The organism is Peptoniphilus stercorisuis (assembly GCF_017874395.1).
GTDB lineage: Bacteria > Bacillota > Clostridia > Tissierellales > Peptoniphilaceae > Anaerosphaera > Anaerosphaera stercorisuis.
Genome location: NZ_JAGGLJ010000024.1, coordinates 1 through 16,512, shown reverse-complemented (window position 1 = coordinate 16,512; position 16,512 = coordinate 1). Strand labels below are relative to the sequence as shown.

The window sequence follows — 16,512 nt, the reverse complement described above, 5'->3', positions numbered from 1 at the left end:
TTTTATCACTAGAGGTTTTTTAATTTTTAGAGAATTAACGCTAAAGCTTTACGGAACCCCCAGTCTAACTGGGGGTTTTCTATTTACAAAAAGAGAGATTAATCTCTCTTTTAATTTAAAATTTAGTTTTCTTCTTCCTCTTCTTTTTCTTGTCCTATTGGTTTCATTGTTGGGAAGAATACAACATCTCTTATACTTGGTTGATTTGTAAGAAGCATAATCATTCTATCTACACCTATTCCAAGTCCACCTGTTGGAGGAAGCCCTACTTCTAGTGCGTTTATAAAGTCATGGTCCATAGGATGTGCTTCGTCGTCTCCTGCTTCTTTTTCTTTAACTTGATCTTCAAATCTTTGTTTTTGATCTATTGGATCATTAAGTTCTGTAAAGGCATTTGCAAATTCCCATGTATATATAAATGCTTCAAATCTATCTGTTAGTCTTTCGTCTTCTAGAGATCTTTTTGATAGTGGTGATACTTCTACTGGATGTTTTGTTACAAATGTTGGTTGAATTAGTGTTCCTTCTGCAAATTCTTCAAACATTTCTGCTATAATTTTTCCTCTTGTCCAGTTTTCTTCTACATTTAGTCCTTTAGCTTTTGCTATGCTAATTGCTTCTTCATCTGTATCTATTGTATCAAAATCTACTCCTGTAGTTTCTTTTACCGCTTCAGTCATTGTTATTCTCTTCCATGGAGCTTTAAGGTCTATTTCTGTTCCTTGATAGTCTATTTTTGTAGTTCCATAAAGTGTCATTGCTGCATTTTCAAATAGATCTTCTGTTATTCTCATCATTTCTTCATAGTCTGTATATGCTTGGTATATTTCAATATTTGTAAATTCAGGATTATGTCTTGTATCCATTCCTTCATTTCTAAACATTTTTCCCATTTCATATACTTTATCAAATCCACCAACTATTAATCTTTTTAAGAATAATTCATTAGCTATTCTAAGTTGCATATCCATATCAAGAGTGTTGTGATGTGTATAAAAAGGTCTAGCATTTGCTCCACCTGCTACTGTTCCAAGTATTGGTGTTTCTACTTCTAAGAAACCTTTATTGTCTAAGTATTCTCTTATGGATTTTAGGACTTTTGTTCTTTGTATAAATACATTTTTTATTTCAGGATTTACTATTAAGTCTACATATCTTTGTCTATATCTTAAGTCTGGATCTTTTAAGCCATGGAATTTTTCTGGTAATATTTGTAGTGATTTAGTAAGAAGTGTAAGTTCTGTTGCTCTTACAGAGATTTCTCCTGCTTCTGTTTTAAATACTAATCCCTTTACTCCAATTATATCTCCCATATCAAGACCTTTTACGTCTTCATAGTTTTCTTCTAAAACGTCTTTTCTTGCAAATACTTGTATTCTACCTTCTTGGTCTTGAATATCTAAGAATGCAATTTTTCCATGACGTCTTTTACTCATTACTCTTCCTGCTATTGAAACTTCTTTTTCTTCAAGTTCTTCAAAGTTTTCTTTAATTTTGTTTGAGTAAATAGACACATCATATTTTGATATTTTAAATGGATCTTTTCCTTCTTCTCTTAGCTCTTCTAATTTACGTCTTCTTAAAAGTAGCATTTCATTAAGTCTTTTTTCCTCTTGCGTTTTTTTTTGCATTACTACCTCCTACTTATAAAGATATTGAAACCACTTCGTACTTAATCATTCCATCAGGGATTTCTACTTCAATTACATCTCCAACTTTTGCTCCTAAAAGCTTTCCGCCTACTGGACTTTCATTTGAAATTCTTCCACTTAATGGATCTGCTTCTGCTGAACCCACTATTGTAAATTCATCTTCTTCGCCATCTGATAGATCTTTAACTGCAACAGTTGAACCTACATTTACTATTTCAGTATTAAGATCATCTTCATCTATAACTCTTGCGTTTCTTACCATATTTTCAAGTTTAACAATTCTCTCTTCAAGTTGAGCTTGTTCATTTTTCGCTTCATCATATTCAGAGTTTTCAGATAAGTCTCCATATCCAAGAGCTACTTTAATTCTTTCTGCAACTTCTTTTCTTCTTACAGTTCTTAAATATTCAATTTCCGCTTCCATTTTCTCTAAACCTTCTGGGGTAAAGAATATATCTTTTTCCATTAAAATCTCTCCTAATATATATTAATTTAATCTGTTCTTACTCTTAAAAGTCTTAACAATTATAGTAAAAATAGCCATTCTTGTCAAGGTTTGGCAAGATTTACTATAAAACCTTCTAGTAAGATTTTTATTTCTTCAATATTATCAATTCTATTTAATTTATCTTTTATTTCTTTTGAACCATGCATTGATTTTAAATAACCTGCAAAGTGCTTTCTCATTTCTCTTACTGCTATTCTTTCACCTTTATACTTAGCCATAAGCTCTAAATGATATAATGCCATATTAATTTTTTCTTCATTAGTTGGCATAATATATTCTTCACCTGCAAGTTTTTTATATATTTCATCAAAGATAAAGGGATTTCCAATTGCTCCTCTTCCAATACTAACTCCATCTACACCTGAATATTTCATCTTTTCATAGGCATCTTCATAGGAGTTAATATCACCATTTCCTATTACTGGAATTTTAACAATATTTTTTATCTCTTTTATATAATTCCAATCAGCATGACCTTGATAGTATTCTTCTCTTGTTCGTCCATGAACTGTAATAAAAGATACCCCTGCTTTTTCAGCAAGCCTTGCAATTTCAATGGAATTTGTGTTTCTTATTCCCTTTCTGATCTTCACAGATACAGGAACATTCGAGTTATCTACAACACTTTTCATTATATCATAAGAAAGCTCTGGTTGGTCTAAAAGAGCTGATCCATTATTGTTTTTTATAATTTTTGGAGCAGGGCAACCCATATTTATATCAATTACTTTAAAATCAAGTTTATTTATATACTCTTTTACAACATATCCCATTATCTCAGGATCATCTCCAAATAGTTGAACACAAGCTCTTTCTTCCTTTGGCGAAATTTCTAAAAGTTCTCTTGATTTTTTATCCTTATAGTAAAGAGCCTTTGCACTTACCATTTCAGTAACAGTCATTGTAGCATTATGATCTGAACATATTTCTCTAAAAGCCACATCTGTATAGCCTGCAAGTGGAGAAAGTATAGCCCCTTTTAAATTAATATCTTTCAAGAAGATCATCTCTATTCTTATCGTAAATAGTCTTTAAACCATGTAAAGTTAAAAATCTATCTATTACAATATCATATTTAGAATCTTTAGTAAGAAGTGATGAAAATCCTCCTGTTGAAATAATATTTATATCATCTACTGTAATTCCAAGTTCTTCTACTATCTTCTCAATAATTCCATCTATCATAACACTATATCCATAGTACATTCCTGCTTGCATACTTGATACAGTTGTAGTTGAAATTACATGGTCTGGTTTTACTATTTCTATCTTTGGAAGTTTAGAAGTTCTCATAAATAAAGCCTCTGATGAAATTCCAAGTCCTGGCATAATAAGACCACCTAGATAATTATTATTATAATCTATAACACAAAAAGTCATGGCAGTTCCTATATCTATAATAATACAAGGCCCACCGTATTTTTCTAAAGCACCTACTGCATTTACTATTCTATCTGCTCCAACTTCCATTGGATTATCATATTTAATATTTAGTCCAGTTTTTAGTTCTTCATTTACAACTATAGGTTTTTTGTTAAAATACTTAATAATCATACTTGGAAGTGTATGCATTAAGTTTGGCACAACTGATGAAATTATTACATCATCTATATCATCTGGATCAATATTTGCATGTGAAAGAGTGCTATAAAAAAGCATTCCATATTCATCAGATGTTCTAGTTTTTACAGTTGATATTCTAAAGTCATGAACTAATTCATTTTTTTTATAAACTCCAAATACTATTGTAGTATTTCCTACATCAATTACTAATAACATATTCATCCTCATTTTCGAAATTTTTAATATTTTTAGTATATATTTATAAAAGTTAAATTGCAAGGGAAAAGCTCATTTTATCCCATTTTATTAGCAATAATTAAATAAGCGGAATATTGTTACTTAAAATTTATTTAAAGTTTACATTAAATACTAATTGACATAATTGTAAACCCTATTTATAATTAAAGTAGATTTTAACATTGGAGGATTTTATGAAAAATAATACGAAAAGTTTAACAAGAATTGCAATATTTACAGCACTTATATGTGTTGGTGCTTTTATTTCTATACCTATGTATCCTGTTCCAATAACTTTACAAAATTTCTTTGTATTTATGGCAGGACTTTTACTTAGCCCAGTTGAAGCATTTTTATCAGTTTTAATTTATATAATACTTGGACTAGTTGGTGTTCCAATATTTTCAGGTTTTACTGGTGGAATCCAATCAGTCTTTAAACCTACATTTGGATTTCTTATAGCCTTTGCAATTGGTGGATATTTAATTTCAAAACTCACAAAAGATACTATAAGTAGAAAGAAAATATTTATTACACTTATAATTGCAGAGATCCTATTTTATTTAATTGGACTTCCATACTTATATTTAATACTTAAATTTTATATTGGAAAAGCTCCAGAAAGTTTAATGGCTGTTTTATCTATGGGACTAATTCCCTTTATACCTGGAGATATTATAAAAATGATAGTAGCTACTGCTATTACACCAAAAATTAAAAAAGCTTTACAAAATGAAAATAGAAACTAAAAAAAGACCAAATCTGGTCTTTTTTTTAATTTCTATTTATTTTTCCTGTTTCTGGAAGTAAAAATGATCCTATGAAACAAGTTAACGAAAGCATTGCAGCTATAAAAAGTCCTACAAAATATCCTCTTGAGTCAATTATTCTTCCTATTAAATAATAGCTTATTGTTTCAAAAATATAAGATATTGACCAAAATAAACTCATAACTGCAGTAAGTCTTGATATAGTCATACCTTCTAATTCCTGAGGAATTGTAAAAAGAGATGTCAAAGGAAGATAAATAAATACTCCAACTAAAAAACTTGCAATTATTTCAATTATTGATGACTGAGTAAGTAGTAATATCACTGCACATATTGGCATTCCAAGACCTGAGTATCTAATTACAGGAAGTCTTCTTGAAGATTTCTTAGCTATTTTCATTGCAAAAAAAGATCCAAATAATCCACCTATTGCAATTAATACAGAAAGTAATTTTGCATCTATTACAGATAGACCTGATATTGGAAATATTGTCAAAAACACTAAAAATAGTGTAAGTCTTCCTGCATAGGTAAAGGGCAAAATCCAAGTGAATTTTTCTTTTAATTCTATACTTAATTTACTTTTCTTTTCATTTTTCTTAAGTATTTCAAAATCCTCTCCAAATATTATCCAAATTATAAATAATACTAAAGATATCATTGCAAAAAATGCCATTGAATACTTCCAATTTTTAAGAAGATTTACAACTGGACCTACACATATTAATGCAACTATTGATCCAATATTATAGCAGGCATTATTTACTGTATTTAAAAATGGCCTTTTATCTTCTGTAAAATAATTAATAACTACAGGATTAAAATAAACTATATATAATGCTCCTCCAAATCCCATAATAAATCTACCAAATATAAAAAATATATAACTTGGAGCTATAATTGCAATCATTGATCCAAAAAATATAGAAAATGATGCAAGCCCTATTGCCTTTTTAGGAAATAATTTATATAAGATATCTGCTGCTACTAAGTTTCCAAGTATTTTTGCAATTGTAATTGCATTTGATACAAATGTTGCCGATGAAAAAGTACTTAATTTAAAGTACTCCATTATTTCTGGCGTAAGAGTCGTTCCAACTATCCAGTTTACTCCGAAAAACACATATGTAAAAAACATTATTGTTTCTATAATATATGCCTTCTTACTATTTTTTATAGTTTCCATTTTCAACCCTTCTTTATTTTATAATATGAAACCTTAAAAAAATGATATATTATATATTCTACATTGTAAAGTTATACTATAAAAAATAGCTATCTCAAGGATAGCTATTTTCTTAGATATTTAATTTTTTAATTAAATCATTTTTTTCTTCTTCAAGAGCCTCTTCTTCTTTTACTCTTTCTTTCATTTCAGCTTCTATTGTTTTTTTAATCTCATCACTTAAAGCACGATTTGCAAAAGTATAAACTACATTATTTTCCTTATCTACATGTCTTCTTAAAAGCTCTGCATAACTCATTGCATAGTTTATAATGAATAATTTATTTCTTTGAGTTTTTTCTTTTTCATATTCATCTAAATATTTCTCAAGTTCTCTTACATAAAATCTTGCCATATCATGCTCTACAAGCATTCCATTTGTAATTAGTTTATTTGCAAGATCTCCCAGTTCTAATATCATATATTTAAATAAAATATCCTCTTCTTTTTTGTGGTGTTCTCCATCTGCAAATTTTCTAATAAAAATTATTACATTTCTAAAAAATTCTACATCTACATCTTCACCATTTAATATTTTTAAAGAGTTCTTTTCAATATTATTTGTAAGATTTATTATTAAATCATGTTCTTTTTCTAAATAATCTATTGTGTACATATTAACCTCTTATTTCATATATATTATCTAACTTTTCAAGTTTTAAATCTTTTCCAATTAAACCTTCTATAAAGGAGTTTCTTATTTTCCAATAGATATTACTATTTATGCCATAATTCCAAAACTCACTATGCTTATCTATTTCTATTTTATATTTTAATAAATTTTCATCTTCTTCTAAAATACTAATTGCATGATCGCAGGGCATTCCATCTAAAAATTTATTAGATATTTCAACAAATGCCTCTCTTGGATTTCCTGAAAAACTTTCTTCTTCTCCAGTGTTTTTTGCAATTTCTAAAATTTCATTTTCAAAAGTCTCATTTTCTTTTAATATTTCAGATACTATATAGGCAAGTTTATCTTCTACTATAGAAACTCTTTTTTGAATCCATGTATGAATATTTGATTCATCAATTATTTCATCTAAAGGAGCATAATCTATACTTTCTAGACTATTTAAACTTTCAAGTTCTATATTATTTTTCTCTGCAAAATCTATATATTTATTTGTTAATTTATCTAAAAATAATATTTTGTCATACATTATAAAATGTATTGGTGCTAAAAATTTACTCATAGACTTTTTCTAACTAATACTTCTACTTCATTAATATCAAGACCATGAACAAGTGCTGCTTCTTTTAAAGTTTCCATTTGTGAAGATGGACATCCTAAACAATGCATTCCAAGACTTGTTAATACATCTATTAGTTGAGGGTATTTCATAATAAGTTCTCCCATTGCCATATCCATTACATCATCACTTGATTCTTTTTCATCATTTATAATTAAGTTTTCAATATCTTCTTCAACAGTTGAAATTCCTGCAATTCCAAAATTATCAACTAATACCTTAGTTACATTTTCAGATAAAAATCCTGGAAGTGTAGGTCCTAGATGAATATTTTTAACTCCAAGTGCAAGTAGTGCAAGTAGAACTATTACTGCTTTTTGTTCATACCATGCAATATTATATACAATTGGTAAGTCGTTAATATCTTCAAGACCAAAGGCTTTTTGTAATGTCATAGCTATTACTACAAGTGAGAAGGAGTCATTACATTGACCTGCATCTAGCACTCTTGGAATTCCTGCAATATCTCCAAGATTTAATTTATTATATCTATATTTTGCACAACCTGCTGTTAATATTACACTGTCCTTTGGAAGTGCCTTTGCAAAATCTGTATAATAGTTTCTCTCTTTATGTCTTCCATCACAACCTGCCATTACTACAAATTTCTTAATTAATCCTTCATTTACTGCTGCAACTATTTTATCAGATAGCTCTATTACTTGATTATGAGCAAATCCACCAATGATTTCTCCATGTTCAATTTCTATAGGAGATTTACATTTTTTAGCAAGTTCTATTATTTCTGAGAAGTCTTTTTTATTTCCAATAGTTCCATCTATATGTTTACATCCTGGATATCCTGCATCTCCTGTTGTAAATAATCTATCTATATAAGATGCCTTTGGAGGAACGATACAATTTGTTGTCATAAGAATTGGTCCATTAAAAGATTCAAATTCTTCTTTTTGTTTCCACCAAGCATTTCCATAATTACCTACAAAGTTTTCATATTTTTTAAGTTCAGGATAATAATTTGCAGGAAGCATTTCTGAGTGAGTATATACATCTACTCCAGTTCCCTTTGTTTGTTCTAAAAGTTCTTTCATATCGTGAAGATCATGTCCTGAAATTAAAATAGCAGGATTATTTCTTACTCCAATATTTACACTTGTTATTTCTGGATTTCCAAAAGTAGTTGTATTTGCATAGTCTAAAAGTTGCATTGCTCTTACACCAAATTCTCCAGTTTTTAAATTCATTGCAACAAGTTCATTTACAGATAAAGAATCATCTAAAGTCTTTGCCATTGCATATTGTAAAAACTCACTAATTTCTTCATCATCATATCCAAGCATATTTGCATGATATAAATAAGCTGCCATTCCCTTAATTCCATAAGTCATAAGTTCTCTTAAACTTCTTATATCTTCATCTTTAGTTGCAAGAACACCAATCTCTGTAGATTTTTCTCTTAAAGCATCTTCATCTTTTTCATTATATATAGAAGCCTCTGTAAGTTTTGTTCTATCTAAAACTTCATCAATTATACTTTCTTTTTCATTTATTGTTTCTATTATTCTACTTAATATAACATCCTCATCAAAATTTGCATTAGTTATAGTTGTAAATAAATTATGCATTATAATTTGATTTGTAGTTCTCTTTATTCTTTTACCTTCTTCTCTTAATCTATTTGTAATCTCACAAAGTCCCTTTGTTTGATAAATAAGCATATCTTGTAAATTTGCAGTAGTTGCCTTTTTACCACATACTCCAGCAATTGTACAACCTGTGTTTTTATTTGTTTCCTGACATTGATAACAAAACATTTTATTCTCCATAATTGCCTCCCCTTTAATATCTCTTTTATATATATCTTTTAACTTGATTAAAGTATACTATATTATTTTTATAATTTATGTAACCTATGTTACATTATAAAAAATCTTTTAATAAATTTCTATTTAAACTTACTTTATTTTTGTCAATTTTAATTAGTCCATCTTCTTGCATATTCATAAGTTCTCTTGAAATAGAAGGCCTTGTAACTCCTAAAAAATCTGCAAGTTCTTCTCTATTTAATTCTAATTCTACAATATCTTTATTTTCTGATATTAATAAAAAGAATTTAGATAATTTTTGTCTTAGTGAAAAACTACTATATATTAAAATCTTTTGATTTAAATAAAAGGCTTTATTAGACAAAATTTCTAGCATATTATTTGTGATTATTTTAGAGTACTTATCATCTATATGAAATTCAAAGGCTTCTTTTTCTATTGACAATATTTTTGAATCTTCAATACTTAAAGCTGAATAATCATACTTTTTACTATCTACATATAAATAAACTTCTCCAAATACAGTGTTTTTTTCTCTAAATTGATTTATTATAGTTCTCTTTCCATTTATATCCATTCTCTCAACAGAGATACTACCTTCTAATAATATATATAAATATTTTGGCATATCATCTTGCTCAAATATATATTCCCCCTCTTTATAAGAACTTATAATGGCATTATTAATTTCTAAAAAGTTTTTTATTTCCTCTTCACTTAATCCCTTAAACAATTTTAACTCTTTAAACATATAATCACCTCTAGTTAATTATACAAATATTACAATTGTTAAGCAAAATTATATTTTTACCTAAAGTTCTATTACAATGTATATTTCATGCTATTTTAAGATAAAATCTGTTATAATAAAGAGGATTAAGGAGGTTTATACTACTATGAAGAAAAATAGGAAGCGACAAACTGGGGGAATGCTTCGATTTTCAAGTATTATAAAGATACTGTTAATAATAGTTTTAATGGTTCTTGTTATTCTTGGAACTTTCCTTGGAGCCTATGTATTATCTGTTCTTAAGCAAGCTCCACCTATTGAACCTGAAAATTATCGCAACCAAATAAAAGAAACATCTAAAGTATATGATGACAATAAGAATTTAGTTCAGACTCTTGTATTAAATGAGTTTTCTGAATATGTTAGTCTTGATTCTATTCCAAAGGATTTACAAAGAGCTGTAATAGCTGTTGAAGACGAAAGATTTTATGATCATAATGCAGTTGATTTTAAAAGAGTTGTAGGTGCAATTGTTCACGATTTAAAAACTAGATCATTACAACAAGGTGCCTCAACTATTACAATGCAACTTGCAAAAAACTTATACACTAATCAAGCAAAAAGCATTGATAGAAAACTTACAGATATATACTATGCCTATGAACTTGAATCTGTTCTTTCAAAGGATCAAATTTTAGAAGCATACTTAAATTCAGCTGGTTTCTCTAAGGGAACTGTTGGAGTTCAAGCAGCTGCAAAAACATTCTTCAACAAAAATGTAACAGAACTAAATCTTGCAGAATGTGCTTTAATGGCTGGTATTACAAATAGGCCAGAAAAATACTCTCCATATAATAGGGGAAATATTGAGCCTAATGACGACCTTTCTAAAACAGAAATTGTATTAAGACCTATTGCTGAAGGAGAAACTAATAATGAAGCTATTATTTCAATTGGAAAACAACTTTTAGAACTTGGAATTATAGATAATTTTGAATACAAACAAATTGAAAATAGCCAATTAGTTCCTATGAAAGCAGTTTTTAATCCAGTTTCTAAAGAAAGACAAGAACTAATTTTAAAACTTATGCTTCAACAAGGATATATTACAGAAGAAGAATATAATGAAGCTTTAGGATATGAAATTAAAATTAATCTAGGACAAAGAAGAGAAAAAGGAATCTCATCATTCTATGTAGATGAGGTGAAAAAAGAAACAATCTCAATATTAAAAGATCTAGGATACACTCATGAAGAAGCATCAAACAAGCTTTATACTGGTGGATTTTCAATTGAAACTTCTATGAATCTTGATATGCAAAAAAAAGTTGAAGATATAGTTTCTAATCCTTCTCACTACCCAGGAAACTTTACTGATGAAAAGGGAAACCCACAACCACAAGTTGCATCAGTAATAATGGATCCACATACAGGAGAAGTAAAAGCTCTTATTGGAGGACGTGGAATAGTTGGTTCTTCAAATTTAAATAGAGCGACAACTCCAAGACAACCTGGATCAAGTATAAAACCTATTTCTGTTTATATGACAGCTTTTGAAGATGGTGCTACTGCAGCAGATGTCTATTTAGACTCATCTTTAAATGGAAGCAAATTACCATATAAACCTAGAAATGTTGGAAACTCATATCAAGGTTGGACTACTATTAGAAATTTATTAAGAAAATCTTCAAATGTTGGTGCCTATCTTGTAGCAAGAGATATTGGTTCTGATAGAAATAATAAAGCAAATACTGCTTATAGTTATTCTCGTGCTGTTGATGAGAAAAAAGCTGCAACTATGATTATGGAAAATCTAGAGAATATTGGAATTTCATCTTTAGTATGGCCAGAAGATAATCCAGCAAGAAATGATATGAACTTCTCTGCTCTATCTCTTGGAGGTATGACTAAAGGTATTTCACCTCTTGAAATGGCAGGAGCTTATACTCCCCTTGCTAATCAAGGTGAATTTATGAAACCTACTTTTGTTCAAAAAATAACTACATCTTCTGGAGAAGTTATTTACGAAAATAAAAAAGAAGGCAAAAAAGTTATGTCAGAGCAAAATGCCTATGTTATAACTGATATTCTTGAAGAAGTTGTAACACAGACAACTGGTAGAAATGCAAACTTCCCAAGAATGCATATTGCTGGTAAAACTGGTACAACAAATAGTCAAAAAGAAGCTTGGTTTGTAGGATATACACCTTATTATGTATGTAGTGTATTTATTGGACGAGATGATCATAAACCACTTCCATTCTACTCTACTACTGCTGCTTCTTTATGGAGATCAATTATGCAACCTCTTCATGAAGACTTAGAAGATAAGGAATTTGAAGAACCTACTGGCATTAAAAAAGAATATGTTAAAGGTGTTGGAAAATCCGAATTAATAGTAGAAGGAACAGAAGCTCATTTTACTAATAAAATGGTAAGATATATTCCAAAACCAAAGCCAAAAACTAATGATGATGATAAAGACAATAAAAAAGACAAAGACGATAAAAAAACTGACAACAATGACAAAAGAGATAAATCATCAAAGGGAAAAAATAGCGATTATAGAGGTAGATAAATTAGGACCATATGGTCCTTTTTTATTGCATTTTTTTATATCTGTAATATAATTTATTTAACAATGAAGGGAGGCCAAATGAAAAAAACTAAAAAATATATATTTTTAACATTAATATTATTACTTCTTACCTCCTGCGTTCTTAAAAAAAATACACAGAATAATACTTCAAACGAACCAAATTTAATTAAAATAACAGAAGATTATTCAAAAGAACTTAGCGATGGAAGTTATAAGAAAAATAACTTTTTTAAAAACTTTAACACTGAATCTCAAGGCTCTATTGACAAAAAAGAACTATATCAAAGTATAGATCATTATAGAACAATTGTTGGAGATTTTAAAAGTATAGAAAAAGTTCAATTAACAGAACAAAGTGTACTATTAGTTTTAGACAATGAACATAGAAAAAGCTCTGAAGTCTATACTTATGACAATACGGGAAAACTCACTAATATTTCAACATTTCCAGGCTCTGTAAAAAAAGAAAGTAATAAATACTATTCTATAAAACCAATTGAGCTATATAAAGATAATCTAATAATCCCAGGCGCTCTTACAATGCCAAAAGATATAGAAAATCCACCAATTGTAATTATGATTACAGGTCTTGGACCTTATGATATGGACGAAACAATAGGGCTTTCTGGAAATCAACCCTTTAAAGATATTGCAATAGGACTTGCAAAAAATAATATTGCTTCTTTAAGATATGACAAAAGTATTTTACATGGCAATTTAAAAAACAGTATTGAAAATGAATACTTTAATGATTTTGATGCAGCCTATAATTTTGTAAAAAGCCTAAACAATGTTGATTTAGAAAATATTTATATACTAGCTCATGATCAAGGTGCAATGCTTGCTCCAACTATGGCAAAGAGCAAAAATATTAAAGGAATTGCACTTATGTCTGGTAGTTTAAGAAGTCTTTCAGATGTTATTTTTGATCAAAATGAAATGCTAATAAAACAAAGTAATGGACTTAGTGAAGAAGATAAGAAAAAGCAATTAGACAATGTTTTAGAAGAAGTGCAAAAGGCAAAGAGTATTAATAAAAACTCTAAAGAAGATGCCTTTGGTTTAAAAGCCTCTTACTGGGCAAGTCTTAATAGGCTAAATACTAAAGAAGATATTTTAAATTTTTCAGGAAAGCTTTTTATTATGCAAGCAAATAATGATTTTCAAATCCTTCCTGATAGAAATTACTATGAATATATTGAACTTTTATCAGAACATGAAAATGTTAAATTTAAGTTATTTGAAGGATTAAATCACATTTATTCAGAATCAGAAAATAATAATTATGATATGGGTATATATGACAAAGAGTCTGTAGTTAGACCAGATGTCATTGATGAAATTTCACAATGGATTAACAATTAGAAAAATAGCTTAGCTATTTTTCTTTTTATTTTATATTATCTATTGAAATATCCATCTCTTAGAGTAAAATAAAGCAATGGAGGTTTTATATGGAACTTATTAACTTTTTAAAAGAACAAGGAATAAAAGACTCTCTACTTTTAGATGTAGAGAATTTTTTATCCTTTTATAAATTAAATGATACAGCTCTTGAACAAAGAGTACCAACCCCAAAATTCAAATACTATGGTGTTGATGTTTGGGAAAAGGCAATAGCAGGAATTTTAACTGGAAATCACATTTTACTTTCAGGACCTAAAGCAACTGGAAAAAATGTTCTTTCAGAAAACTTAGCAGCACTTTTTCACAGGCCACTTTGGACAGTATCTCTAAATATCAATACAGATGCAGCATCTTTAATAGGAGCTGATACTTTTAGAAATAACGAAGTAGTCTTAAAAAAAGGACCTGTATATGAAGCTGCTGAATACGGTGGATTTGCTGTTTTTGATGAAATTAATATGGCAAAAAACGAAGCACTTTCAGTAGTTCACTCAGCACTTGATTATAGAAAAATAATTGATGTGCCAGGTTATAATAGACTTGCACTTCATGAAGCATCAAGATTTATTGCAACTATGAACTATGGATATGTTGGAACACGTGATTTAAATGAGGCCTTAGTTTCTAGATTTTTAGTAATAGATATGCCAACTATTACTGAGGCGAATCTTAAGGAAATGTTAGGAGAAAAAACAAATCTAAAAGAAGAATATATAAAAAGATTTGCGAAGTTTTTTATTGATCTTCAACAAAAATCTCTAAACTCAGAAATTTCATCAAAGTCTATAGATTTAAGAGGGCTTTTAAGTGCAATTGATCTTATGGAAAAAGGACTTAATATTAATCAATCTATTGAAATGGGAATGAGTCATAAGACTTTTGATCAATTTGAATCTGAAATTGTAAAAGATACTTTAGATACTCTTTTTGAATCAAAAATCACATCAGGAGATTTGTTTAATGGAAAATAGAATATCTAATATAGTTTGGACTGTGGCTGAGGATTATGATTTTAAAGTAGATTTAGATTTATTTTCTACTAATATTAAATCTCCTTATAAGGCAGCTCTTCTAGGATATTTTTATCAAATTTATAATATGGATCTTGTTGCAGATTTTTTAAATCGTAGTGCTAGAACAAAAAGTAATAATAAAGATCTTTTATTTATAGCAGAAATTACTATGGAAAATGCAGTTTCTAATTTTCTTATTGAAAATAGACCTGGTGTAGATGATTTTAAAATAAAATATGAAAAAGATATTTTACATCACTATACAATAGTAGTTCCAAAGGATATAAAAGAAGAACTTGAAAAATCTTATTATGAATATATAAATAATATTCCCTATAAGATAAATCATTCTCTTGAAAAACTTCTTCTTGATATAATTAAATTTAAATCTACTAAGACATCAGATTTAATTATTTTCTTAGACAAAGTTTACAAAAAATACTTTCATGTAAACACTACACTTAAAGAAGATGAAGAAGTTAAAAAAATTATAGAAAAATCTAAAAAAGAACCTACTTTATCTAATAAAACTATTAGAACTAAAAATGTTGAAAATACAAGCCTTGAAAACCTTGAAAAATTCACTATTGAATCTGCAGAATTCACATCTCAAGATTTCTCAGATTCTAAAATAGTTATAGATGATTTAAGTCTTAATAGTGGAAAAAATAAAAATCTATATGACACTATTAGAAAACACTATGGTGAAGAAACTTTAAATGAAAAAGAAGTTTTAAAGCTAGAAAATAAGGTCTGTACTGGTATTCATGAAGGTATAAAATTATTTTTTACAAAGGGTGAATTTAAACATAAAGATTCACAATATTATAAAAATCGTGCAGAAGATGCTTATATTGAAAACTTAAATACCTATAATGAAAATGAACTTATTTATAAAAGGGGCATTAAGAATCTAGAAGAAATTATAAAAAACTCTCTTCTTAGAAATACAGATGACTATGAAACTATTAGTTATAATGGAGATTTAATACCTTCTCTTATTTGGAAAAGTGTAAAAGGTATTGATAGTAAAATCTTTAAGAAGAGTTTTAAAGACCATAAGGGCGATATTTATGTAGATATTATACTAGATCAAAGTGCATCACAATATGAAAGGCAATCAAATGTTGCAATTGAAGGATTTATAATAGCAGAAGCTCTTACAAATCTAAATATTAAAACTAGAGTTGTTGGATTTAATAATTTTTTCAACTATATGGTTATAAGAGAATATAGGGATTATAATGATTCAAAAATTAAAAATAAAGAAATATTCAAATACACTGCCTCAGGTAGTAATAGAGATGGTCTTATAGTAAAACTAATGACTGAATTTATAGAAAAAAACCAACAGCAAAGACGACTTATGATTATATTATCTGATGGAAAACCAAATGATGAAATTAATCTAGGAATTATTGGTGGAAGAAGTTTAGATGCTAAAGATTATGTTGATGAAGATGCTATTTTAGATAGTTTTAACCAAGTTTTAATATCAAGACTAAAAGGTATTGATGTACTTGGTGTATTTATGGGAGAAGAAGAAGATCTTCCTGCAGAGAAAAAAATCTTCGGTCAAAACTTTGCATATATTACAGATATAAAGAGATTTCACCATGTTGTTGGAATATTTTTTAAATCTGTTGCAAAAGAATTTTATGATTAAAAAAACTCCCTTTGATTATAATACCTCTAGAGTACACACTAAATAAAAAGTATAATATACTTAATTTAGAAAACTTTGGAGGTGTTATTTTTTTATGGGAAAACA

The 16,512-nt window shown here is 28.2% G+C and carries 14 protein-coding genes; 5 read left to right on the top strand and 9 right to left on the bottom strand.

Translation table 11 applies throughout. From position 1 onward, the window contains the following. Positions 1–122: 122 nt before the first annotated feature. From lysS to J2Z71_RS08530, 4 genes are all read right to left on the bottom strand, one after another. Positions 123–1,631, bottom strand: coding sequence for a lysine--tRNA ligase (lysS, locus tag J2Z71_RS08545; RefSeq protein WP_210062208.1), 1,509 nt, complete (start codon positions 1,629–1,631; stop codon positions 123–125). Positions 1,632–1,644: 13 nt separating this feature from the next. Further along, a complete protein-coding gene (greA, locus tag J2Z71_RS08540; protein WP_210062207.1) occupies positions 1,645–2,118 on the bottom strand; it encodes a transcription elongation factor GreA in 474 nt (157 codons plus the stop codon). 83 nt (positions 2,119–2,201) lie between these two features. Beyond that, positions 2,202–3,158 carry a tRNA dihydrouridine synthase DusB gene (gene dusB / locus J2Z71_RS08535; protein WP_245311220.1) on the bottom strand — a complete coding sequence of 319 codons (957 nt, stop codon included), beginning with the start codon at positions 3,156–3,158 and terminating at the stop codon, positions 2,202–2,204. Beyond that, complete coding sequence (locus J2Z71_RS08530) at positions 3,145–3,939, bottom strand: type III pantothenate kinase (protein WP_210062203.1); 795 nt, start codon at positions 3,937–3,939, stop codon at positions 3,145–3,147. The genes dusB and J2Z71_RS08530 overlap by 14 nt, the downstream gene beginning before the upstream one ends. A 215-nt stretch (positions 3,940–4,154) precedes the next feature. Between J2Z71_RS08530 and J2Z71_RS08525 the strand changes: the two genes are divergently transcribed. Next, a complete protein-coding gene (locus J2Z71_RS08525) occupies positions 4,155–4,709 on the top strand; it encodes a biotin transporter BioY (protein ID WP_210062201.1) in 555 nt (184 codons plus the stop codon). 25 nt (positions 4,710–4,734) lie between these two features. On the opposite strand, the gene J2Z71_RS08520 is transcribed toward J2Z71_RS08525, so the two are convergent. From J2Z71_RS08520 to J2Z71_RS08500, 5 genes are all read right to left on the bottom strand, one after another. Beyond that, a complete protein-coding gene (locus tag J2Z71_RS08520; protein WP_245311219.1) occupies positions 4,735–5,916 on the bottom strand; it encodes an MFS transporter in 1,182 nt (393 codons plus the stop codon). 112 nt (positions 5,917–6,028) lie between these two features. Continuing rightward, positions 6,029–6,571, bottom strand: a complete 543-nt coding sequence (locus tag J2Z71_RS08515; RefSeq protein ID WP_210062199.1) for a hemerythrin domain-containing protein — start codon at positions 6,569–6,571, stop codon at positions 6,029–6,031. A gap of 1 nt (position 6,572) precedes the next feature. After that, entirely contained in the window at positions 6,573–7,151 is a 579-nt protein-coding gene (locus J2Z71_RS08510; RefSeq protein ID WP_210062190.1) for a hypothetical protein, read from the bottom strand. Beyond that, a complete protein-coding gene (gene hcp, locus J2Z71_RS08505) occupies positions 7,148–8,992 on the bottom strand; it encodes a hydroxylamine reductase (protein ID WP_210062189.1) in 1,845 nt (614 codons plus the stop codon). Before hcp ends, J2Z71_RS08510 begins: the two co-directional genes overlap by 4 nt. A gap of 94 nt (positions 8,993–9,086) precedes the next feature. Then, positions 9,087–9,743 carry a Crp/Fnr family transcriptional regulator gene (locus tag J2Z71_RS08500; protein ID WP_210062187.1) on the bottom strand — a complete coding sequence of 219 codons (657 nt, stop codon included), beginning with the start codon at positions 9,741–9,743 and terminating at the stop codon, positions 9,087–9,089. Positions 9,744–9,888: 145 nt separating this feature from the next. On the opposite strand from J2Z71_RS08500, the gene J2Z71_RS08495 reads away from it, so the two are divergent. From J2Z71_RS08495 to J2Z71_RS08480, 4 genes are all read left to right on the top strand, one after another. After that, entirely contained in the window at positions 9,889–12,300 is a 2,412-nt protein-coding gene (locus tag J2Z71_RS08495; protein ID WP_210062185.1) for a transglycosylase domain-containing protein, read from the top strand. A gap of 78 nt (positions 12,301–12,378) precedes the next feature. Further along, the gene (locus J2Z71_RS08490; protein ID WP_210062177.1) at positions 12,379–13,686 is read left to right on the top strand and encodes an alpha/beta hydrolase family protein; all 1,308 of its coding nucleotides are present in this window, start codon (positions 12,379–12,381) and stop codon (positions 13,684–13,686) included. A gap of 89 nt (positions 13,687–13,775) precedes the next feature. Further along, positions 13,776–14,699, top strand: a complete 924-nt coding sequence (locus tag J2Z71_RS08485) for an AAA family ATPase (protein WP_210062175.1) — start codon at positions 13,776–13,778, stop codon at positions 14,697–14,699. After that, positions 14,689–16,407 (top strand): vWA domain-containing protein, encoded by a 1,719-nt coding sequence (locus J2Z71_RS08480; protein ID WP_210062173.1) that lies wholly within the window; start codon positions 14,689–14,691, stop codon positions 16,405–16,407. Before J2Z71_RS08485 ends, J2Z71_RS08480 begins: the two co-directional genes overlap by 11 nt. The last annotated feature ends 105 nt before the right edge of the window (positions 16,408–16,512 follow it).